The 23,302-nt window shown below is 45.0% G+C and carries 20 protein-coding genes and 1 other RNA gene; 2 read left to right on the forward strand and 19 right to left on the reverse strand.

All coding sequences use genetic code 11. The features are described from left to right. Positions 1-18: 18 nt before the first annotated feature. The 6 genes from thiI to NSS87_RS23820 form a co-directional block, all read right to left on the reverse strand. Positions 19-1,305, reverse strand: coding sequence for a tRNA uracil 4-sulfurtransferase ThiI (gene thiI, locus NSS87_RS23795; protein WP_231573334.1), 1,287 nt, complete (start codon positions 1,303-1,305; stop codon positions 19-21). 3 nt (positions 1,306-1,308) lie between these two features. Further along, positions 1,309-2,460 carry a cysteine desulfurase family protein gene (locus NSS87_RS23800; protein WP_076284775.1) on the reverse strand — a complete coding sequence of 384 codons (1,152 nt, stop codon included), beginning with the start codon at positions 2,458-2,460 and terminating at the stop codon, positions 1,309-1,311. A gap of 128 nt (positions 2,461-2,588) precedes the next feature. Further along, on the reverse strand, positions 2,589-3,296 hold the full coding sequence (locus NSS87_RS23805) for a lytic transglycosylase domain-containing protein (protein ID WP_339243150.1): 708 nt from the start codon (positions 3,294-3,296) through the stop codon (positions 2,589-2,591). 182 nt (positions 3,297-3,478) lie between these two features. Then, positions 3,479-3,892: a DUF5353 domain-containing protein gene (locus NSS87_RS23810; RefSeq protein ID WP_231573335.1), complete on the reverse strand. Its 414-nt coding sequence runs from the start codon at positions 3,890-3,892 to the stop codon at positions 3,479-3,481. A 12-nt stretch (positions 3,893-3,904) separates the two neighbouring features. Further along, positions 3,905-4,126: a DUF1540 domain-containing protein gene (locus NSS87_RS23815; protein WP_042190912.1), complete on the reverse strand. Its 222-nt coding sequence runs from the start codon at positions 4,124-4,126 to the stop codon at positions 3,905-3,907. Between the two features lie 235 nt (positions 4,127-4,361). Then, complete coding sequence (locus NSS87_RS23820; RefSeq protein ID WP_042190914.1) at positions 4,362-4,859, reverse strand: YpuI family protein; 498 nt, start codon at positions 4,857-4,859, stop codon at positions 4,362-4,364. 309 nt (positions 4,860-5,168) lie between these two features. Here NSS87_RS23820 and NSS87_RS23825 point away from each other — a divergent pair, with 309 nt between their 5' ends. Then, positions 5,169-7,109, forward strand: a complete 1,941-nt coding sequence (locus NSS87_RS23825; RefSeq protein WP_339243153.1) for a S8 family peptidase — start codon at positions 5,169-5,171, stop codon at positions 7,107-7,109. A 5-nt stretch (positions 7,110-7,114) separates the two neighbouring features. Here NSS87_RS23825 and NSS87_RS23830 read toward each other — a convergent pair whose 3' ends face one another. Next, positions 7,115-8,554 carry a PLP-dependent aminotransferase family protein gene (locus tag NSS87_RS23830; RefSeq protein ID WP_339243155.1) on the reverse strand — a complete coding sequence of 480 codons (1,440 nt, stop codon included), beginning with the start codon at positions 8,552-8,554 and terminating at the stop codon, positions 7,115-7,117. Positions 8,555-8,647: 93 nt separating this feature from the next. Here NSS87_RS23830 and NSS87_RS23835 point away from each other — a divergent pair, with 93 nt between their 5' ends. Then, complete coding sequence (locus NSS87_RS23835; RefSeq protein ID WP_339243157.1) at positions 8,648-9,868, forward strand: PLP-dependent aminotransferase family protein; 1,221 nt, start codon at positions 8,648-8,650, stop codon at positions 9,866-9,868. A gap of 529 nt (positions 9,869-10,397) precedes the next feature. Here the strand turns inward: NSS87_RS23835 and rnpB are convergent. From rnpB to era, 12 genes are all read right to left on the reverse strand, one after another. Beyond that, an RNA gene (gene rnpB / locus NSS87_RS23840) (RNase P RNA component class A) lies at positions 10,398-10,813 on the reverse strand. A 64-nt stretch (positions 10,814-10,877) separates the two neighbouring features. Continuing rightward, positions 10,878-11,993, reverse strand: a complete 1,116-nt coding sequence (locus NSS87_RS23845; RefSeq protein ID WP_339243160.1) for a Nif3-like dinuclear metal center hexameric protein — start codon at positions 11,991-11,993, stop codon at positions 10,878-10,880. Beyond that, complete coding sequence (locus NSS87_RS23850; protein ID WP_339248655.1) at positions 11,969-12,739, reverse strand: class I SAM-dependent methyltransferase; 771 nt, start codon at positions 12,737-12,739, stop codon at positions 11,969-11,971. The genes NSS87_RS23845 and NSS87_RS23850 overlap by 25 nt, the downstream gene beginning before the upstream one ends. A gap of 5 nt (positions 12,740-12,744) precedes the next feature. Then, positions 12,745-13,569, reverse strand: a complete 825-nt coding sequence (locus tag NSS87_RS23855) for a hypothetical protein (RefSeq protein ID WP_339243162.1) — start codon at positions 13,567-13,569, stop codon at positions 12,745-12,747. Between the two features lie 106 nt (positions 13,570-13,675). Next, the gene (gene rpoD / locus NSS87_RS23860) at positions 13,676-14,809 is read right to left on the reverse strand and encodes an RNA polymerase sigma factor RpoD (RefSeq protein ID WP_042130309.1); all 1,134 of its coding nucleotides are present in this window, start codon (positions 14,807-14,809) and stop codon (positions 13,676-13,678) included. Positions 14,810-14,849: 40 nt separating this feature from the next. Then, a complete protein-coding gene (gene dnaG, locus NSS87_RS23865) occupies positions 14,850-16,670 on the reverse strand; it encodes a DNA primase (protein ID WP_042190927.1) in 1,821 nt (606 codons plus the stop codon). Between the two features lie 39 nt (positions 16,671-16,709). Next, positions 16,710-17,192 carry a DUF188 domain-containing protein gene (locus tag NSS87_RS23870; protein WP_339243166.1) on the reverse strand — a complete coding sequence of 161 codons (483 nt, stop codon included), beginning with the start codon at positions 17,190-17,192 and terminating at the stop codon, positions 16,710-16,712. A gap of 233 nt (positions 17,193-17,425) precedes the next feature. Then, positions 17,426-19,501: a glycine--tRNA ligase subunit beta gene (gene glyS, locus NSS87_RS23875; RefSeq protein ID WP_339243168.1), complete on the reverse strand. Its 2,076-nt coding sequence runs from the start codon at positions 19,499-19,501 to the stop codon at positions 17,426-17,428. Then, on the reverse strand, positions 19,494-20,381 hold the full coding sequence (gene glyQ, locus NSS87_RS23880) for a glycine--tRNA ligase subunit alpha (RefSeq protein WP_042130314.1): 888 nt from the start codon (positions 20,379-20,381) through the stop codon (positions 19,494-19,496). The genes glyS and glyQ overlap by 8 nt, the downstream gene beginning before the upstream one ends. A gap of 425 nt (positions 20,382-20,806) precedes the next feature. After that, positions 20,807-21,562, reverse strand: coding sequence for a DNA repair protein RecO (gene recO / locus NSS87_RS23885; protein ID WP_339243171.1), 756 nt, complete (start codon positions 21,560-21,562; stop codon positions 20,807-20,809). Between the two features lie 36 nt (positions 21,563-21,598). Next, entirely contained in the window at positions 21,599-21,742 is a 144-nt protein-coding gene (locus NSS87_RS23890; RefSeq protein WP_076117313.1) for a YqzL family protein, read from the reverse strand. A 112-nt stretch (positions 21,743-21,854) separates the two neighbouring features. Then, complete coding sequence (gene era, locus NSS87_RS23895) at positions 21,855-22,748, reverse strand: GTPase Era (RefSeq protein WP_042190933.1); 894 nt, start codon at positions 22,746-22,748, stop codon at positions 21,855-21,857. Positions 22,749-23,302 lie beyond the last annotated feature (554 nt).

The raw sequence follows: 23,302 nt of genomic DNA on the forward strand, positions 1-23,302 counted from the left end.
AGCCTTTTGTTTATAATATTAGAACCATTCTTCCTGTAATCCAGCCTGAGCACTTACTACATCTTTAGGCTTCTCATCTCCATACGGAGTGATCAGCACGGTCTCCGTGGCTTCAATCGCTGCGTCCAGTAATGCAGAGTAACCTGGGAGCGTAGCTTCAATCTTATCTACAATCCGTAAATTCGGATTCGTTGTAGGTGATTTAGGTACAAATAATGTACAGCAATCCTCATAAGGAAGAATTGACAGGTCATAGGTGCCGATATTCTTAGACAGCTCTACAATATCACTTTTGTCCATCATTACCAGCGGACGTAAAAGAGGAAGTTCTGTCGCACGACCGATCACATTCATACTTGGTAACGTCTGGCTAGCTACCTGTCCAAGACTTTCACCGGTTACGATCGCGAGGGCACCCTCACGTTCAGCAAGCTGTGTAGTAATTCTCAGCATAGCTCGACGCATCAACGTAATAATCAGATTATCCTGACCTATTCCGGTAAAAGATGTCTGCACCTCTGTAAAAGGTACTAAGTGTAGCTTGATGACTCCCGCATATCGTGACAATACCCGCGTAAGATCAACCACCTTTTGCCGGGCAAGCTCACTCGTATAAGGATAACTATAGAAATGTACGCACTCCACTTCGAGTCCACGACGCATGGATGACCAACCGGCTACAGGACTATCAATGCCTCCGGACAGCAATAACATCGCTTTTCCATTCGTACCAAGCGGAAATCCACCAACACCAGCAATATTTTCACAAAATATAAAAGTATGACCTTGACGAATTTCGACTTTCAGCTCCAATTGAGGTGACTTTACATCCACAGTAAGTCCGGAATAGCCTTGCAGCAGTGGTGTCGAGACTAGCTTATTCATCTCCATGGAGCCATATGGGAACTCTTTCCACACCCGGCGTGCATTAACTTTAAATGTAGTTCCCGGTGCAGGAGCGATGATCTCCAAAAAATGACGGCTGACAGCCACAATATCCTCGAGATCTGACTTGGCCACCTTTACCGGACTGACAGAAGCGATTCCGAATACATTCTTCAATGCTTCTACCAATGGGGCAGCAGTTTCTCCATTCAGTTCCACGTAAATTCTTCCAAATTCTTTGGTTAGAACCACCTTTGGATATGGCTTAATCATTTCTTTCACATGACGTAGTACCGTTTTCTCAAATCTGGCACGGTTTTTGCCCTTTAATGTAAACTCCCCGAAACGCAAAAGCAGCATATCGGCATAATCAATACTATTGGCACTGCCTTTAGCAGATTCTTGATTCATCACACTCATTAGTTACTTCATACCTCCTTCAGCAATCTTTAAAGCTCGTACCGCAGTAATTAGTGCTTTCTCAAGCGCTGCGACATCTTCTTCAGTGTGACTATCACCGAAACTGATGCGGATGCCTCCTGAAGCTACAGAGACATCTTTCCCCATAGATAATAGAACACGACTAGGTTCTGCCAGCCGGGAGGAGCAAGCCGATCGAGTAGAAACAGCCATCCCTAGTTCCTCCAGCTTACGGGCGAACACTTCCCCTTTCATGCCAGGGTATGAGAAATGCACAATATGAGGGGCTCCATCCTCTCTGCTGTTTATAACAAATTCAGGAACGCTGTGCAAGAAGCGTAACAGCCGATCCCGAAGTGGGAGCAATCGGGCATAGAAGGTTTCGCGCTGCTCAACACCCATCCGCACGGCTTTGGAAGAAGCAACAATTGCAGGTACATTCTCAGTTCCAGCACGTAGTCCCTCTTCATGAGAACCACCTGAAAGTAAGGGGAACAGTTGGATTCCTTCTTTAATATAGAGAAGCCCCGCTCCGCGAGGACCTCGAATTTTGTGAGGAGACAAGCTGTAAAGATCCGCTTTCCATCCTTTAAGGTCAACAGCAAGCTTACCATATCCCTGAACGCCATCCACATGAAATAAGGTTCGTGGATTTACGGATTTAATCAGCCTGCCAATCTCCATCAGCGGCTGTATTGTTCCAATTTCATTATTTACATGCATCACACTTACGAGTACGGTATCACGCCGTACTGCAGCAGCCACTCGCTCTGGATCAATCATTCCAGTGCTGTCAGGTGCTACAAAAGTAATCTCCCAGCCATTTTGCTGCAGCTGCAGACAACTTTCATACACAGAGGGATGTTCTATTTCCGTAGTTATCAGATGACGTCCTCTTGACTGATATTGCAAAGCAGCACCTTTAATGGCTAAATTGTTACTCTCCGTAGCCCCAGATGTAAATAGGATCTCCTTTGGTTGTACAGATAACGCAGCCGCGCATACTTCTCGTGAACGCCTGATCAGCTTTGCCGCTTCACTACCGGCACGGTGTAAGGAGGACGGGTTAGCATAATGCAGCTTCATAATTTGTTCCATCGTCTTCACCACGTCTTCATAGGGTGGTGTGGCGGCGGCATAATCCCAGTAAAGCATATATCGATTGTCTCCTTTACTTCTTTAAAGTACAGAATCATTCTTTTTTTAAATTTCGAAAAAGGATCAAACGGTGATCCCAAATACCAGCATGTGGTTTAAGGGAAATACCTGTTTGATCCTTTTTATTATACAGCGTATTCCGCGCGAGCGCGTTCTATTTTAGTGAGATAAGACTGCGTCTCTTTAGGGAGCAGTGTAAGTTTCTCCAATAATTCCTGATCATTGCTAACTCCAAGGTTAATTACCCTTGCAGGCCCTGCATTGTAAGCCGCTAATGCCATCTTTTCCTGTCCGTCAAAGCGTTTCAATTGATAAGACAGATAGCGTACACCACCATCAATATTTTGAGCAGGATTGAATGAATCAGAAACCCCTAACCCACGCGCTGTTCCATCCATTAATTGCATTAATCCTTTAGCACCAGCCGAAGAGACAACGTTTGGATTAAAGGAAGATTCTGTATCAATCACAGCTTTTATCAAATCGACTGGCACCCCGTACTTAGCACTCGCCGTTTGAATCAGATCATCATAGCTTGTTGGTTTAGTATCCGTTATTTCCCCGGAAATTACACTATCGATGCTTTCAGCTGTTCCGATCTGTTGCCATAACAAGCTACTAACTGATGAAGCATCCGGAAGTGACGTCAAGAAGTTTGTATCCCTGCCATTAGACGAGTTAGAAGATAAAGCTTGAAGCATTGCTGCAAATTGAGAGGCTGACGCGCCCGATCTTTTAGTTTCATTTGCTGAGCTACTCTTGTCGGTTGCACTCTTTAAGCTTACCCATTTAAGCTGCCCTAACCCATTGGTTACAGCGGGATTAATCTCCATACCGGCGCACTCCTTTGATCCTGTTGAATCATATCTATTGGTCTAACCTTAGATTTCGATGAATTACGGCTTAATATTACATTTTATCCGAGATTATTGCTATATGCTGGAATGAAAAACAGACTTCAGACCCTGATATTTAGGTCTAAAGCCTGTTATAATTCAAACTTACCAGTTCATTTTTAGCGAGCAAAGGGTATCATCACAAAGTAACTAAGTGTGGATACAATCCCTAACCCCATCGCCCATGCCCCAAGCGTTTTTTGCTCCTTGGCATATGCATAATAACCAATCACAACTGAAATGGGCCCAAGTATGATGGACCAGAGAAACAAGGAGGCAATACCCATAGCTAGCCCAGTATAACCTATCGCTTTGCTTCCACTATATTCCTCTTCATGCTCCTTAGCTTCACTCGCCACGCGTGGTGTTGTATCCCGGATCGGCATCGAAACCGGATTCACCTCTGCGGCATATTCCTCTTGATGTTCTCTGTCCCGGCGTGGATAGTCTACTCTGCGCGGACGCAAAATAACTTTTCTCGGACCGGATTGTTCATTTGATGAACCTGATTCATGTTCCTTTTCTCTGTCCATTAGGGCGGCCTCCTAGGAGTTCGGCTTAAATGTTAAACAGCATGTTGCAGACGATGTTGCGACTTGATCGTGGTGACCTTCATTCGTCATTTCTTCAGCATATTCTTCTTTAAATCCACTGCCAGCGTGCTTGTCGATCTCAATAATAATTTCTTCTGCCCGGCATAAATTATGCTCGCCCCAATAATGACAATTGCTTACACTGCATTTGACTAATGGCTTTACACTCGACATATTTATCACCTCGGCTTCATTATGTCCGCACGATTTACCCCCTATTCGACAGGATGGTTTCCAGTTGATGTAACGATGCCCACGCAAAATATCCCCACAAAGTGGGGGGGGGTGCTTCGATACGTACTCAGGTACTTTGTGCGGGCTCCAAATATATAAATTCTAATACGTCAAAAAAGGATCAGCTCTCGTCATTATGACGAAGTGCTGATCCTTTACACGAACTAGTGAACTGTTAAACCTGATTTTGCATACGTTTCTCAGTCAAATAGTCGTTCTCATAATAAGTAAGGTCATCGCGTAGCTCTTCATAGGTCTTGGTAATTTCTAGAATGATATCACGCGCCGGACGAACTGGCTTTTTACGGAAACGGATAGCATCCTGTCCAGTATAAGCATAACGTCCATCTTCAGAATAGCTTTCATTCTTTGGATAGAAGAAGTTATTCACGCCATAGTGATATACATTATAAAGCGCTTTCTGCGCAAAAGATTCATCGAATGTAGCACGACGCAGCGCAACTCCCAGCTTCTCATAAGACATTTCCGAGAACACTAACAGATGACGGACATCGGACAGAAATCCTTGATAAAATTGTACAGTTTCTTCATCATCTTCTGTTACAAGCTGAGGCAATGCATGCTCGTTCAGAAAAATTTCCATCTTATCAATCACATCTTTAAGTTTGTCTCTCGTCGATTCACATAATTTCTGCACATTGGCTGCTGACATGGCGGTTGCTCCCCCTTATTATTCCCTGCTCTTGTAGTCAATAAAGTTAATCTTATGAAGAAATAGTCTTTAGACATATCTCTTTATTCTTGCAATATCAGGATGCAAACACAGAGAAGTCTAACCTTCTGAAAATTAAAAGAACATCTATCGACGTATCTCCTGCAATATCAGGATGCGAACTCAAGATGCTTATTCTCTCTGATATTATCATAAAAAACGTTAGGAAGGTATCCTTTTCTAAGATGCATAAAACATACGCTCTCTTCTAAACCTATAGGCATTACAATGCGTAGAGGAGCGGAAATCATGTCACGTAAAAATCTAACGGTTGCAGGTTTGGTAACAGCTGCGTTCACAGTTGTATTACTTACCTTTGCGCTACGTCCTGCCACTAATGGGACGACGACCAGAGAAGTCGCTAATGTTGCTGTACCAAATCCTGCTCCAACTTCAGCCCTACATTCAGCACCAAACCCTTCACAGGAAAAATCATTGAAGAAAAGCTCCTTATCTCAAGATGTTGATGCGACGGATCATCTGAATAGAGTGGATGTCAGCAGACATTTGACTAAGCTCCTCTCTGAAACGGATGGAATGACTTCGCTTCATGATAAATCAGTGTATGCAAAACGTTTGCAGCAGAACCACGGATTTATCACTATGCTTATGTGGATTGATTTTCGCAAGCAAAAAACGGAAACCTTTAAGTCCTCTTCATTTCCTCAAGGAACCGAACAGGAGAATCAGCAGCTGCAAAAATATCTTAAGACGGCGAAATCAGCGATCCATGGTCATCAATCCTATGAATCTCCAACGTTTACAATCAGTAAGGAGAAATATTACTTTATCGCTCAGCGGAACAAAGAAAAAAATGTAGGCATCATTGCACTTATTAACCAAAAGGTGCTTGGTCGTGTGGCAGACCATCAGCTGAAGAACCTGCGTCTCATTCCTTATCCGAAGGAAGGTAAGTACCGTGTAGAATCCGTTCATACCGATAATTTAAAAGATATCACCGTTAAGACCGGTCATGATAACGAAAACGCCAGCCATTTTTATGAGAATGAAATTGTCGTACGTTTCCGCAACAACTCACCTACTCCGGGGCAGCTTCAAACGATAACCGCTGATATCAACGGCAAGAAGCCACGTAAGCTTGGGTATGCCTATATTTTCCGTTCGGAGAAGATGACTTATTATGAGCTCAAAGACTATTTCACCAATAAATGGCACCCCGAATATACGGAGCCTCACTATATGTATTTAACCAATGATACGATATCTAAAAACGCAGAGGGAACAGTTACTCCAAATGACATGTTATTCTCCACCTATCAATGGAATCTGCCAGCGATCGAAACGGAGCTGGGCTGGAATCTTTCTAAGGGAAGTAAAGAAGTGATCGTAGCCGTAGTGGATACGGGAGTCCAGATCAATCATCCGGATTTGAAGGGTAAGCTTTTGACAGGGTATAACGCGATCACCAATGGCTCCACTCCAGAAGATGATGTTGGACATGGCACACATGTATCTGGAATTATAGGCGCCCTGGTCAATAATGGAGAGGGAGTAGCTGGAATCAGCTGGTACAACAAGATCCTTCCGGTAAAAGCACTCGATAATTCAGGAGCAGGTACCACTTATTCTGTTGCAGAAGGAATCATTTGGGCAGCGGACAACGGTGCGAAAGTCATAAACTTGAGTTTAGGTAACTATGCGGATTCCCAGTTTCTTCATGACGCGATCAAATATGCCTACGACCGAGATATCGTCCTCGTATCTGCTGCAGGCAATGATAATACAGAACGACCAGGTTTTCCTGCTGCGTATCCCGAAGTGATTGCAGTAGCTGCAACAAATGCTTCAGGGGAAAAAGCTTCCTTCTCCAACTACGGCGATTATATTGATGTCGCAGCACCCGGAGAAAGCATAGCAAGCACTTACCCAGACAGCCAGTATGCCGCGTTATCCGGTACATCGATGGCCAGTCCTCATGTCGCTGCGCTGGCGGGTCTGGTGCGTTCACTAAATCCGAATCTAACGAATACGGAAGTTATGGATCTTATGACCAAAAATGCTGTTGATTTAGGCACTCCCGGGCATGACAAATATTTTGGCTGGGGTCAGGTCGATATCTATAAAACATTGCAAGCCGCTAGCGGCAATCAGGTTCCACTACAGCTATGGCCACAGCATGTACAAAAACAAATGAATCAATTGAAACAAAGATTAAGTAACTCTAAGTAACAACCTTAACCACCCATCTTCAAAAATCTACCAAGTAAACGGAGAAATAATCGTAAGCCTTCCTCCATATCCTTTTCATTCATTTGTGAATAACACAAACGGATATGCCGGGAAGGGGTCTCCGCAGAGTAACAAACATCACCCGGTAAAAAAGAAATGCTCTCCTGTTCGGCCAGCTCATGTAGCCTTCCGATATCAGGTGAAGCCGGCAACTCCAGCCAGAGATTAAGACCACCCTCTGGGAGAATATATTTTACTCCAGGCGGCGCGTAAAGCTTCAGAAGCTTCGCCGCCTTTTCCATGCGACCACGGAGTGTAACTCGTAACTGAGCAGCATAGGTTTCATACTTGCCCGCTATGAATGGCAGTACCGCCCTTTGTGTAAGCAGCGGACTCCCTAAATCACTTGCGGACTTGGCAGCGATAAGTCGTGACAGAATATTCCCACTAGCGGCTACACAGGCAATTCTGCAGCCGGGTGCAATAACTTTACTGAAACTCTTCATATATACTACATGCCCTTCGGAATCCATCGATTTGATCGTAGGCGGCGGAGGCGCATGGAAATATAAATCACTAAATGGATCATCCTCAACAATAAGGCAACGGTAACTGCGGGCTAATTCCAGCAGACGTTGTCTTCTTGCTATGCTCATGGTTACTCCACTTGGATTCTGAAAAGTAGGGATGGTATAAATTAGCTTAGGCGGTCTTTGATCACACATTCTTGTGAGAATATCCACCCGCATCCCTTCACCGTCCGTAGGTACAAAAATCATCTCTGCACCTCGTCCTGCAAAAACATCTATAGCTCCTGTATAACTAGGAGCCTCAAGATACACTGTGTCCCCAGGTCCGACAAACGTACGAGCAACCAGATCAATGCCTTGCTGAGTTCCGCTTGTGATCATTACATCAGAGGAAGTAAGTGCAATTCCACGTGTTTTTAAATGATCTCTCATAATTCCTCGCAGCTCCAGATCACCTTGGAAGTTCCCATAGGTTGCCATAAGCTCCGGCTGCTGCGTAACTAATGATGCGAAGGAGTCCCCAATATTTTTTAGAGGAAGTAACTCACTATGAATTGCAGCTATATGAAAGGGATACTTAACTTCAGAGTAATCAAAATTGCGCCAAAGCTGAGCTCGCGGCAAATAATCATCATATACATCCTGCCAGCGACCATCTTCCTGACATCTGGTGTGTTCAGGGTCGGCTACAAAGCAGCCTTTTCCTTGTCTGCAATAAATAAGTCCCCGCTTCTCAAGCACATCGTATGCCTTGCTTACTGTAACCTGGCTTACTCTCAAAGCTGTAGCCAAACTTCTTACGGAGGGCAGCCGGACACCTTGCTGGAGCAATCCTGATGAGATCCGCTGACTTAGGGTTTCACTGATTTGATGAGGCAGAGATTTACTGCTGGTGCGAATCAAATCGATATGCATGAACCCTTCACCTCCACTGTTATATTCAACGCTTTACTGTTATACAGTACTCCTATTATGATAGCACCAAATTGAAAGGTGGAGAACTCATTTATGGATATCAAATACTCGGCCGCAGCCAATCATCTAGGATCGTCAGCCGTTCGTGAGATCCTAAAGGTTACACAGGGCAATGACATTATTTCACTTGCGGGCGGGCTGCCTGGGGAGGATTTGTTTCCCTTAGAGGCAGTACGAGACGCTTATAACCGTGTACTCTCCAGCGATACCTCAGCGCTTCAATACGGACTAACCGAGGGCTTTACTCCACTACGTGACAAAATCGCTGAAAGACTTACTCGGCAAGGAATCCCTGTAACAGCGTCTGAGATGATTCTGACCACAGGTTCCCAGCAAGCCATAGATCTACTATGTAAAATACTACTTGATCCCGGTGATGCTGTACTTGTTGAAGCCCCCACTTATCTAGCAGCTTTACAGGTACTCGGCTCTTACCGAGCTGATATTCATACGATAAATAATGACGAGCAAGGCATTCTGCCAGATCACCTGGAAGATCAAATACAAAAATTACGGCCCAAACTCCTATATGCAGTTCCGACCTTCAACAATCCTTCAGGAGCAACCTGGAGTAAGGAACGCCGTGAAAAAGTGGTGGAAATTTGCCGCCGCTACAATGTTCTTATCTTGGAGGATAATCCCTACGGTGAAATAACCTTTGAGGAGAAAAAAGATCTTTATCCACCCTCACTAGCGTCCATCGACAGAAGTTATGGTGGCGATTATTGTGTCGCTTACACTGGAACTTTTTCCAAAATCGTAGCCCCTGCCCTGCGTACCGGCTGGATTATCGGCAATTCCAATCTAATCAAGACCATCGCCAAAGCAAAGCAAGCAGCTGATCTGCATTCTAGCACCATTGACCAGCGCGCTTTAGATGAACTGCTGCTGCATTTCGATATTGAGCAGCATATCCGTGTCATCTCACGAAAATATTATTCTCGAATGAAGCTCTTATCGGCGGAACTCCGATCACAGAACTGGGAAAGAGCTCATTTTCTGGAGCCACGAGGCGGTATGTTCCTATGGCTAACGCTTTCCCAAGAGATCAACACGAAGGAATTACTTCCTCTTGCAGTAGAGAATGGTGTTGCTTTTGTTCCAGGTGAAGTGTTCTATTCATCACAGCCCCTTAAGAATAAGATGCGTCTGAATTTCACACATACGCCACCTGAGCTTGTACCCGTTGCTGTTCAGCGTCTGGAGAAGGCATTGGTACAATGGCGGGAGAGTCAACCCTCCGTTCAATCGTAATCATGCTAAAAAACCCGGCTTCTTCATCCTTTGTGGGATGAGTAAGCCGGGTTTTTTTATTTCTCAGCCATGCTTAAATTTATTTCTTAGATACTTCTATGCTATCTTTATTGAGCCTAAAATATCCATTTTCAACGAAAGACATGATTCGACTGACACTTACCCCTGTTTGAAGGGATATATTTAATACCATCGTGTCGGGTGAAGTCTCTACGATACGCCTGATTCTCTGATACATCTCATCACAACTATTGCACATCCTCTTATTGTTTCGTTCATATAAATGTCCGCAGAACCCGCAAATCTGATAATTACCCATGCTACACGTTTCCCACTTTCTACATATCTTCTTGCCACGAGCATAAACACCTTCGGCGTCTTTATAAGGATGGTAAGCGTTGCGAGAAATATAAGGATAATGTATAAAGTGAAACTTATACTTTCTTATATTTTAAAAAAGCGACGTGATCCGGTTTCCCGAGATACGCCGCCGCTTGTATGGTTGTTGTTGTTATCATAACGTTGCAGTTAGGAAAGTTTGCCGTAAGCCGGGTTCTGTGCTCGTCGTGGTTCAATCGGGAACTACCCTCCCACCATAAGCGACAATCATCTATCTAGGCCGTACATTACTGCACAGCTCCAGCGACCAACCTAGACGCGCCTCAGGCTAAGGCTGCCTATTCCAATAAAGGAATCTGCTGCGTCTCATTAGGTCTTGCTCCAGATGGGGTTTACCAGGAACGAAGTCACCAGCGTTCCTCGGGGTCTCTTACACCTCGGTTCCATCCTTGCCTGTGCCGCCCTAAGGCGGCCATCGGCGGTCCATTTCTGTGGCACTATCCTTCGACTCGCGCCGACTGGACGTTATCCAGCATCCTGCCTTATGGAGCCCGGACTTTCCTCCCGTGACGTCTTCACGTCACCGGCGATTGTCTGTCAAACTTTCCGAACAACATTATATATTATACAGACATCACATGTCTGGCACAAGCATTATTAAATGGCAATTTTATAGGAACTTAAATGGCTCCGTATTCACCTGCGAAGCATGTACAGCTGTATCGTACTTATGCTCCACCAGTTTCCCAGTCATCCACTCTGCTACTTTCTCTTTCATGATCTTCTCTGCATTATGTCCTGGATCAATCAGAGTGATCCCAGCGAGCACGGCATCCTGTGCTGTATGGTAATCAAGATCTCCCGTAACCAACACATCCGCACCGCGGAAAATAGCACTGTTATAATACTTTCCACCCGAACCACCGAGAACAGCCGCTTTACGAATTGGACGATCCAAATCACCCACAACACGTACATGGTCAACTTTCAGACCTTTTTTTACCGTCTCAACGAATTGCCCAAGTGTGGTAGGCTCTTTGAGCTTTCCAACCCGCCCAAGCCCTAAACTGCGGCCTTTAAGATCCATCGTGTACAAATCATAGGCAACCTCTTCATAAGGATGAGCCTTGAGCATAGCCTGTACCACTTTATTGCGGATACTGTGTGGCACGATTGTCTCAATACGGATCTCCTCAGCACGCTCCAGCTTCCCTTTTTCCCCGATATAAGGATCTGTGCCTTCTCCCGGAATAAAAGTCCCGTATCCCTCGATATTGAAGCTACAATGACTATAGTTGCCGATTGCCCCTGCTCCTGCATTCAAAATGGCATCCAGTACCTTCTGATGATGATCCTTCGGCACAAACACAACCAGCTTTGACAATTGCTCTGAATGAATGTCTTTGATAGGCACTCCGTTTTCTATGCCAAGTGCTTCCGCCATCCAATCGTTCATTCCACCTTCGGTAACATCCAAATTAGTGTGACTGATGTAAACCGCGATGTCATTTTTAATCAATTTTTCATACATTTGGCCCATTGGAGTGTCTGTTTGAATCCCTTGCAGCGGACGAAAAATAATCGCATGGTGGGCAATGATTAGATTACAGCCGAGACGAATTGCCTCTTCGACGACTTCATCATTAACATCCAGTGCAACCAGCACATTGGTTATTTCTTTCTGTAAGGAACCTAGTTGCAGACCGACTTTGTCCCAATCTTCAGCTAAATGCTTTGGAGCCAGCTGCTCCATATATTGAATTACTGTTTGTCCTTTGGCAAGCATTGCAGCACCTCCGTTATCTCCTTGATCTGTTCTCGAATTAATTTCCGTTTATTCTCCGCAGATTCGAGTTCTGAACGTGACAATGATGTCAGGATGCCTTCCAATTTCTGAATCTCTCCCTGCCACTTGGCAAAAAACACTTCATTCGGTGCTTGGATCAGAAAAGGCCCCATCTGCAGCAAGGTATCCTGACCACGAACCATAGCAGAATTACCTAGCGTTACCTCACGATATACATTGGCATTCGTAATTCCAGCATTAGTATCCTCTGGAACAGCTGTTAATACTTCATATAACTTGCCGTCTTCTTCCAGAATACTTTCAGAGGTAAGAACCCATTCATTATTTAACAGCCAGCGGCGCAAAATATCCTCGCCCACATTCGGTTGAAGTACCAGTGTTGTAACATCCTTTAGCTTGCCTTGACTCTGACCACGGTCTAAAATCGAAGCAATTAAAGCCCCTCCCATGCCAGCGATCGTGATACAATTAACTTCACCAGGTTCCAGTACCTCAAGGCCATCTCCTCGACGCACCGAGATTACCTTCCCTAGTCCGGCCTCTGCAACGCCCTTACAAGCAGCCTCAAAGGGACCCGGGTTTACCTCACCTGCTACTGCGAATACAGCCTTACCGCTTTCTACAGCAGCCACAGGAAGCAGAGCATGATCAGAGCCGATGTCTGCCAACCTGCCTCCTTGCGGAATTTGTTCCAGCAATTGCTGAAGTCGATCTGATAATTTCACATTGTTCATATTGCCACCCACGTTATCCATTTTTTTCGAAACAAGAACAGCAGGGCCAAGCCTACCGCAATTTTTAGAATTAGCATAAACGAAATCCACTGTGGATAATCCTGCCTCAATAAAAGAGCATCGAGTTCCGGCATCATCCATAGTGATACTCCCACTGCAAAAAAAACACTGGCAACGCCTTTAACTTTGTGATGTAATAGCCAGCTCAGCCACACCATCATTACACAGAGTGGAAGCCATAAGAGCTCAAGCTCTAGCATCGAAGCCTCAGGGCGTTTTCCACCGAAGAATCCCGCATATAATAAGGCCCAAAAAGCATAACCGCAATACTGCAGCAAGCCTATACGGAGCACAAATCCCAGAATACACCATAACAAGCCGCAAGCCCCAATCAGAATCGGTCTCCAGAGCTGAGGATCAAGATCATGCAAAGCAATCAGCCATAGCCCAAAACCAAGCGATAACACACTGCCCAGCCCCGCCAGGATAAGACTAATAACATGATTTCGGGTCCTGTAAACCGCTGAGTATCCATAACAAATAATTAATACGGATAGTGCTGTTGCAAGTTGCAAAGGCCAGGGAAAAACGCTAAAATAAAGACTAATCAAGAAAATCAAGGAAATAATTCCAAAACCAAACAGCCAAATTTTGATGTTTCCCTGCTGTAGATTCTTCAGCGAAATCGGATTTCTATCCTTCGCCGCAGCTTCATCATCATACAGGTTGGTTAAGAAGTCGCAATATTGCTCTGGTAGCAATCTGTTGTTTCTCCAATATTGAATCTCTTTTATAATAATTTCGCGTTTTTCCAAATTCACTGGCTCATCCTTCTTTCCAGATACACAGGGTCAGCACTTTTAGGGTCGTAATTCAAATAAAAGAACCTCCTGCTACTGAGCAGCAGAAGGTCCAGTTCATGAAATACTATTCAAGGAAATCCTTAAGCCGTTTACTGCGGCTAGGGTGACGAAGCTTACGCAATGCTTTAGCTTCAATCTGGCGAATCCGTTCGCGGGTAACACCGAACACTTTGCCCACTTCTTCAAGTGTTCTCGTCCGGCCATCATCTAGGCCAAAACGCAGACGAAGTACATTCTCTTCACGCTCCGTGAGCGTGTCCAGTACATCCTCCAGCTGTTCCTTCAGCAGTTCATAAGCTGCTGCATCCGCAGGAGCCAAGGCTTCCTGATCCTCAATGAAATCTCCCAGATGAGAATCGTCTTCTTCACCGATCGGTGTTTCGAGCGATACTGGCTCTTGGGCAATCTTCATGATTTCTCTAACTTTCTCAACCGTCAGCTCCATCTCAGCCGCAATTTCCTCTGGCGAAGGTTCACGTCCCAGTTCTTGCAGCAATTGACGAGAGACACGAATCAGCTTGTTGATCGTCTCGACCATGTGTACAGGAATACGAATCGTACGTGCCTGATCCGCAATCGCGCGGGTAATAGCCTGACGAATCCACCAAGTTGCATACGTACTAAATTTGAACCCTTTGTTATGGTCAAATTTCTCTACCGCTTTGATCAGACCCATGTTACCTTCCTGAATCAGATCAAGGAACAGCATACCGCGTCCAACATAACGTTTAGCAATACTTACTACAAGACGTAGGTTCGCTTCAGCGAGACGACGTTTGGCTTCCTCGTCACCATTCTTAATCCGCATAGCAAGCTCTACTTCATCGTCAGCCGACAACAGCGGAACGCGTCCAATTTCTTTTAGATACATACGGACAGGGTCATTAATCTTAATCCCTGGCGGCAGTGACAAATCATCATCAAAGCTGAACTCATCGCCCTCTTTGTCTTCATTGTCCTCATTTGGCCGGAGGCTGTTAACCTCCTCATCGTTCTCGTTTACAACTTCAATCCCCAAATCACTGAGTTGTTCATAGAACTCCTCCATTTGCTCGGGGTCTTGATCAAACGGCGATAATTTCTCCATAATATCTTTGTATAGCAATGATGATCTTTTCTTGCCTTGCTCAATAAGCTGATCCTTAACCTGATCCAAAGTAAATTCTGCTTCCAATTCAGTATGCTGATCGTTCGCCATAATTCGACTCCCTCCTCCCTAGGTACATCCTGTCAACATTTCATTGTCTCTCTAGGGCTATAATCTCACTTGCTATTTGTGCCGCACGCAAAAAGTCACCTGACTTTTCCGCCTGAATCATCTCTTCACGCTTCTGATCCATCTTGCGCTGCAGTGGGTATTTCCGTACTTCACGGATACAATCATCCAGCACCTGCATATTCCAGTCTGGAGGTGTATCCATCATGGAAATTGATGTAGCAGTTTTCTCTAGACGATCATCCTGAAGCGATGATAGAAACCGACTAATGCCGGGTGGTTTGCCTTGCGCGTAATAGGCATATAGATAAGCGGCAATTGCCGCATGATCATCGATGTTGAAATCTTCTCCGAGGCGTTCGCCCACATACGTGGCGGCTTCCGGGTCCTGAATCATAAAGGACAGTAGACGCCGTTCCGCAACATGATAAGCGGGCAGCAAAGTTGGTGTCTGCACTTGCCCTTTTTTATGCCTACCATTATTCCACCTTTTGTCGTTATTATCCCCTTCAGGGATGTTTTTTTGCATCGATGCCCTAAGTAAATTACAATCCTGCTTCAAACTATCATATGAAAGTTCCAGCTCAGAAGCGATTTCCCTTAGGTAAACCTCTCTCTCTGTCGAGGAATGTAACGAAGCAATGACCTCCAAAGCTTCTTTGACGTAGGCAATTTTGCCATCTTCCTCTAGGAGTATATGGTTTTTTTTCAGATATATAAGCTTAAATTTTATGGATGAAACCGCTGAATCAATAACCTGATCCATAAACCTTTCTCCACCATGCATTGAGATGAATTCATCTGGATCGAGTCCGCTTGGCAGTAAGGCGATCTTTACACGCAAGCCACTGCCTTCAAGCATTGGAATGGACTTCATAGCAGCTGCTTGTCCTGCCCGGTCACCGTCATAAGACAGTACAATTTCATCGGCCAGACTCTTCATCAGTGCTACATGACTTTCAGTTAAAGATGTTCCCATTGTTGCTACACCGTTATGCACACCTGCTTCCCAGGCCGAAATGACATCTCCGTATCCTTCAAAGAGGACGATTTGCCGCGTTTTGCGGATGGATGCTTTAGACTGGTGCAAATTGTATAAAATCCGGCTTTTGTTAAACAATCTACTCTCTGGAGAATTAAGATACTTGGGTTGTCCTTCACCAAAAATTCTTCCGGCAAACGCAATCACCTTGCCTGTGCGGTTCGCAATCGGAAAAATAATCCGACCACGGAAACGGTCTATATAGCCTTTACCCTCACCTCGGGCAGACAAGAGTCCACCTTTCTCCATCTCAGCAAGGTCAAAATTCCGTTTCTCCAAAAATTGTAGCAAAGTATCCCAGCGGTCCGGAGCATATCCGATCTGAAACTGGTCAATCATTTTATCGCTGAAGTTCCGGGCTCTTAAATACTCCATTGCGGCTTTGCCGTGTTCCGTATTCTTCAGCAAGTAATGATAAAACTTTGCAGACCATTCATAAGCTTGAATCAACCGATCGCGTTCCGGATCAGGAGGAGACATTAGGCCTCCCTTACCTTCAGGAACGGGAATATCACTTTCTTCAGCCATTATTTTGACGGCTTCGGGGAAGGTTAATCCTTCGATTTCCATCCTAAATTTGATGGCATTTCCACCCATGCCGCAGCCAAAGCAATGAAATACTCCCCGGTCGGGGGTAACTGTAAAGGAAGGGGTTTTCTCCGAATGGAACGGGCAGAGGCCCCATAAATATTTCCCCTGCTTGGACAAATGGACTACCTTACCGACTGTATCGACAATATCATGACGTGCAAGCACGCTTTCGATAACTTCTTCCGGAATATTCCCGTGTCCGCTAGCCACTTCAACCACCTTCAATTCTTAACAAATAAATATAATTCGCTATTGCTCCACATTCTCCTGCAAAAGTATTAAAAGTTTTGTCATTTTATGTTGAAAATATATTTTTTCTTCTGCCGTTATAGGTTTTGGACCCTTAGAATAATGTCCCCGTCTTCGTTCCACGGCCCTGGCATGCCTGCCTTCCAACATAAAATCCATTTTGGAATCGTCATATTCCTGGCCACGAAAAGAAAGAACACTGCAACGTTTCCCGAGCGCAAGTGCTGCGAGACCATAGTCCCCAGTCAATACCACATCTCCAGCAGAAATATGATTGGCAATATATAGATCGGCGCTCTGATCTCCCCGGTCCACCTGCACAACCGTTACACCCTCTTCAGCTTTCAGTGCATGGTCATAAGAAGATACCATCAGTACCGGCACACCAAAGGCGCGGCCAACTTCAGCAATCTCTTTTTTGACCGGACAAGCATCCCCATCCACGACTATAGTTCTAGACCGGGACTTCTTCTCCATGATCATCACCAATTTCCTGTGTAATATATATACGCCCTTACCGCAAGAAATCCTTCTTTCTATGCATAAATACGGAACGGATGTCAAATGACGCATTGGCACCGTTCCGTATATTTATACCCCAAACCAACATTCTATACCATAAGACACAAACTTTTCTTATAGATGTTGTTCAAAAAGCTGTCCTTTAATCAAATGTCGAATCTTGAATTCAGCCGGGAACTTCGGTGCTAAGTCGTTTACCAAACGAGCTTGCCAAAATCAGCAAACGCCTTGGAGTCAGCATCAATACCAGCTAGCAAAGCTAAACGGTTAGCACGTACCTGCTCATCCTCTGCCATAACCATAACGGAATCGAAAAATGCTGTAACAGCATCTTTTAGACCCGAGAGAATACGGAGTGCTTCTTCGGCATTATTCGCGGACATCGCTTCAAGATACGGTGTGTGTAATTCCTGCCATGTATTGTACAGCTTCAGCTCAGCATCTTCTTTAAGTAAAGAAGGATCAATCACTTCACTGGTTGCTTTAGCTGCCAAATTACTGACACGAGTGAGTGAATCTACTGTAATTTTAAAGTCTGCTTGGTCTAACACAGTACCCATAAGCGCACGGCTTCTGCCCACAACATCTACCACGTTGTCAAAGCCAGCTGCTGTAACAGCGTCCACAACATCATAGCGTACATTGTCGGATAAAAGTCGTTTAACACGCAGACCGAAGAACTCGTACAGGTTTATACGTAGTTCATCGTCAGAATGTTTCGAATTCCCTGAATTTTTATGAATTTCAATCGCTGCTTCAAAAATCTCGCGCAGCGTAATCGGCAATTTATGCTCCAGCACGATTTGAACAATCCCTGCAGCCTGGCGACGCAGTGCGTAAGGATCCTGAGAGCCTGTTGGGATAATACCGATAGAGAAGCAACCTACAATCGTATCGATCTTGTCCGCAATGCTGACAACTGAACCGGCATCCGTCGATGGTACTGCATCACCCGCGAACCTTGGCTGATAATGCTCGAAGATTGCTTTTGCCACAGTTTCAGGTTCTCCTGCTTTGCGTGCATAATCTTCACCCATGGTGCCTTGAAGTTCTGGGAATTCATAAACCATTTGAGTCACAAGGTCGAATTTGCAAATATCAGCAGTCCGACTTACTTCAGAAAGGGTTATATCAGACAATCCCAACTTTACAGCAAGACGATCGGAGATTTGGCGAATACGACGCACTTTATCTCCAACACTGCCAAGCTCTTCATGGTAGACGATATTCTCCAATTTGGCTAGTGCATCATCAATCTTCATCTTTTGATCTTCTTGATAGAAGAATTTGGCATCTGATAGACGAGCACGGAGTACCTTCTCATTACCCTTAGCAATAACATCCAAAGATACTGCATTCCCGTTACGCACCGTTACGAAGAAAGGCAGAAGTTTGCCCGCTGCATCAAATACCGGGAAATACCGCTGATGCTCACGCATCGAAGTAATCAGCACATCCTGTGGAATGTTCAAGAAAGATGGGTCGAAGGTTCCGAACAACACGGTTGGTGTTTCAACTAGGAACAGTACTTCCTCCAAAAGATCCTCTTTGATCGCAATCGTCCAGCTTTTTTCTTCAGCCAATTGATTGATTTGTTTCAGGATCAATTCTTCCCGTTCCTTCACGTCTACAAGGACATGCTGCGCACGCATGCTCTCAACATATTGTGCAGGCTCCGAAATTACAGTCTCTGTACCCAGAAAACGATGTCCACGGCTCACATTACCCGCTTTTACATCCGTAATTTCCAAATCAATAATATCTTTCCCGAAAAGAGCAACTAACCAGCGAATCGGACGCACGAATTTAAAATCGTAAGCTCCCCAACGCATGTTTTTCGGAAAAGTCATCGCATTTACAATCCCTAAAAGCCCTTCTGAAAGAAGCGAAGCTGTCTCTACCCCAGCACTATTTCTAGTAGCATATATATACTCTACTCCAGCTAACTCTTTGAACGTAAATTGCTCCGGAGATACACCCTGACTACGGGCAAATCCTAAAGCAGCTTTGCTCCAGTCTCCGTTTGCATCCAGTGCGATTTTGCGTGATGGTCCTTTGACTTCTTCGCTGATATCCTCTTGCTTCTCAGCCGCATCCTTAACAAAAACAGCGAGACGACGTGGCGTTGCATAAGCAGTAACTCCAGCATGGGTAATCCGTGCAGAATCCAACCACTTGGATGTTCTATCTTGCAGCTGTTCCATCGCAGCGCGGATAAAACGTGCAGGAATTTCCTCCAGACCGATCTCAAACAGGATATCTTTAGACACGGTCAGCACCTTCTTTCTTCAGCAGCGGGAAGCCAAGCTTCTCGCGTTCCTCAAGATATGTTGCCGCTACAGAGCGGGCAAGATTACGCACTCGGGTAATAAATCCAGTCCGTTCAGTAACACTGATGGCTCCACGTGCATCCAGCAGATTAAAGCTATGTGAGCATTTCAACACGTAATCATAGGCAGGGAACACAAGATGCTGCTCCATCGCTCTACGCGCTTCTTCTTCGTACATGTTGAACAGTGAAAATAGCATTTTTACATCAGATACTTCAAAGGTGTAAGTAGAATGTTCAAACTCCGGTTGATGAAAAACATCACCATAAGTCATGCCGCTAACCCATTCAAGATCAAATACATTTTCTTTATCTTGAATGTAGGATGCTAGCCGCTCCATTCCGTAAGTAATTTCTACGGCAACTGGATTGGCCTCAATTCCACCGACCTGTTGGAAGTACGTAAACTGAGTGATTTCCATACCATCTAGCCATACTTCCCATCCTAGACCTGCACAACCCAGTGAAGGGTTCTCCCAGTTATCCTCAACAAAACGGATATCATGCAAGAGCGGATCAATGCCGAGTGCTTTCAAACTATCCAAGTAAATCTCTTGAATGTTATCAGGCGATGGTTTGATAATGACTTGAAATTGATGATGCTGATACAGACGGTTCGGATTCTCCCCATAACGTCCATCGGATGGGCGACGTGAAGGCTCTACGTACGCAACTCTCCATGGTTCAGGACCTAGTGAGCGTAAAAATGTCATAGGGTTCATCGTGCCGGCGCCTTTTTCAGTGTCATAAGGCTGTACGATAATACAGTTCTGTTCAGCCCAGAACTGCTGCAGCGTCAAAATCATCTGCTGAAAGTTCATAATACCGTCTCCTTCGCTTTACAAGTTTTTTAGTTCATCTTGCTTAAAACTTCTTACCATGGAGGCGGCATTTTTCGCTCCTGACAGCAACAAAAAACCCCCGCCCCCATGCCTGATTAACAGACATAGGGACGAGAGCTTAACTTATTCTCCCGCGGTTCCACCCTACTTGATTCCATTCCTTGATTCAGCAATATCACTTGCTAAAGACAAGAACGAAATCCACTTTCATTCGCCATATCCGTACTCCCGGGTGCCATGTTCATGAACATTGTCCCGCCAGGCTCTCACTACCCCCAGCTCGCTGAATCGCGACAATATCGCTCATTACTTTCCCGATCAATGCACGTTCTCCCGAAGTGGAGCAAAACGGCGATAATCTTATAATTAAACTGTTCCTATAGTAACGGAAAAATCAGATTTCGTCAAATCTTGTACTTGTCGAGCTGATCCAGGAAATTCTGTGATTTTAGCTTTAATCCAAGCTGCACATCCATAAAGGCACGCATAATTTTTTTTAGCTCATCACGGCTGCTTTCTTTGACATCCACATTCCCTAATCTAGTTAGATCAAGTCTGGCGAATAAGCGTAGTAATTTCAACGCACGAGCAGAGACCTCCATTGCTGGAGGATCATTATGTTTACAGCTGCGGCAGAGTGCTCCACCAAGGCGAGGGCTTATCAGCAGTTGTTCATCAGGCTTTTCTGCTCCACATATCACACAGGTGTCGAACTCTGGACCATAACCGGCTGCTTGCAAAATCTTCATTTCATAAACATTTATGATAACTCCAGGTTCCTTATCTTCTTCAAGTGCGTTCAAGCAGGCCGTAAGCTGGCGAAACCAGAAGCTCCCCGTCTCCTCATCATGCAGGACTTTATCAAGCAGTTCACAAGCGTATGATGCATATGCTGCTTTAATCAAATCCTCACGCAGAGGGTGGTGAGACTTCGTGATCTCGCCGGAATTCAGCGTTCCAAGACCTCCGTTATTTCTAAAAAAAACAAATTCCCCGACGGTGAACAGCTGGATCAGGGCAGCATGGCGGCTCTTAACCTTCTTAGCACCTCGTACCAGAATTCCTACTTTCCCGGCGTTCTCGGTGCAAAGCGTAATAATTGCGTTCCCCTCGCCGTAGTCCATGCTGCGGATGACGATCCCTTCCACCCTGTGTAGCATGCCTCTTCCCCCAACCATTCGGCAAGCAACCAGTCCTTATTGCGCTTCTTCATCACAGACCTTCTCTTCTTCCACTAGCTGTAATCCACTGTCTTCAAGTGGATAGCCAGCTTCCTTGTATAGCAGGTAAGCATCGACGTCTCCTGTCATTGCAAAATACTTCCACGAAAAGTTTCGCATTCGTATTCATCCTTTCTTGGGAAAGACGATGTCTCTTCAAGAATTAGGATGTGCGATGAGCCAGGTTCTATCCTTGCAATTCCTGCCAAACGAGGAATGACGGATAAAGATCTTAAAGGTCTTTATGGAAGCCCAAATCCCGCAGAACGCGGTCCTGATTACGCCAGTCTTTTTTCACTTTTACCCATAGCTCCAGAAAAATCTTCGAACCCAAAAGGTTCTCAATGTCAGTCCGAGCACGTCTGCCAACCTCTTTCAGCAGCGCACCTTGCTTACCAATAATGATCCCCTTCTGAGAATCACGTTCAACAAAAATAACGGCAGACACATGCACAACACCATTCGGCTCAACCCTCATATCTTCGATAGCCACAGCAATGGAATGCGGTACTTCTTCGCGCGTCAAATGCAGAATCTTCTCACGAATTAGTTCTGCGCACACAAATTGCTCAGGGTGATCCGTAATTTGATCTTCTGGGTAGTATTGCGGACCTTCTGGTAAATACTTAGCGACTTGCTCTAACAGCGTGTTAACATTGCTACCCATCTTGGCAGAAATTGGAATGATTTCAGCAAAGTTATGCAGCTTGTTATACTGAGCCATAAGTGGGAGCAATGCTTCCGGCTCTATTTTATCGATCTTGTTGAGTACAAGAATAACTGGCGTCTTAAGTCCGTTTAATTGCTCAGCAATGTATCGGTCTCCACCGCCCAAACCATCTGCAGCATCCACAAGGAACAGCACAGCCTCAACTTCACCCAGCGTGCTCATTGCAGTTTGGTTCATGTAGTCGCCTAGCTTGGACTGTCTTTTATGAATACCTGGTGTGTCCAGGAACACGATTTGCGAATTATTCGTTGTATAGACCCCATGGATTTTGTTTCTAGTGGTCTGTGGCTTATCCGACATGATTGCAATCTTCTGTCCAATAACCTGGTTCATGAGTGTCGATTTGCCTACGTTCGGTCTGCCGATAATTGCGACAAAGCCTGATTTGAATTTCATATTATCTTCCTTCCATACTTTCCTTCTAGTTCAATCTTTTTCAATCATTCAATCTTTTTTAAAGCTTTTTCGATCCCCCTAAATCCCCCTTAGCCAAGGGGGACCCCAGGGGCCCCGGCCCTCTGGACACCCGGAAATAGGCGTACCTGCAACGTTCGGCGGGATTAGAAACGGTCGTGCATGAGCGCTTTCGTCCCCTATCGGGGACACGCTTCACTGTCGCTTATTCACACGGTTCGCATTAAGCTCACCATGGATAAAGATTACTGAGATGCAGCTTACAGGCAGGGTTTCAAGTTACGATGTGCAAAGAATCGCTAGCGGCTTCGCCGCGGCGCTCACCTCGTAATGTTACTCTAACAACACATAATTTGCATCATTCTAGCTTAATTGATGATGACTGCACAATTTTAATTGTACTTTGTACAACTAATTTGAGTTTGAATTTATGTTTTGGTGTTTTAGTTGTATTCTGTGCAATTAAATCCTGTCTTAAGAGCCAAATATAGACTATATCATAAATTTAATTGCACTATCTGCAACTAATTTCATTT

The sequence above is a fragment of the Paenibacillus sp. FSL F4-0243 genome (assembly GCF_037963295.1).
Lineage (GTDB): Bacteria > Bacillota > Bacilli > Paenibacillales > Paenibacillaceae > Paenibacillus_AQ.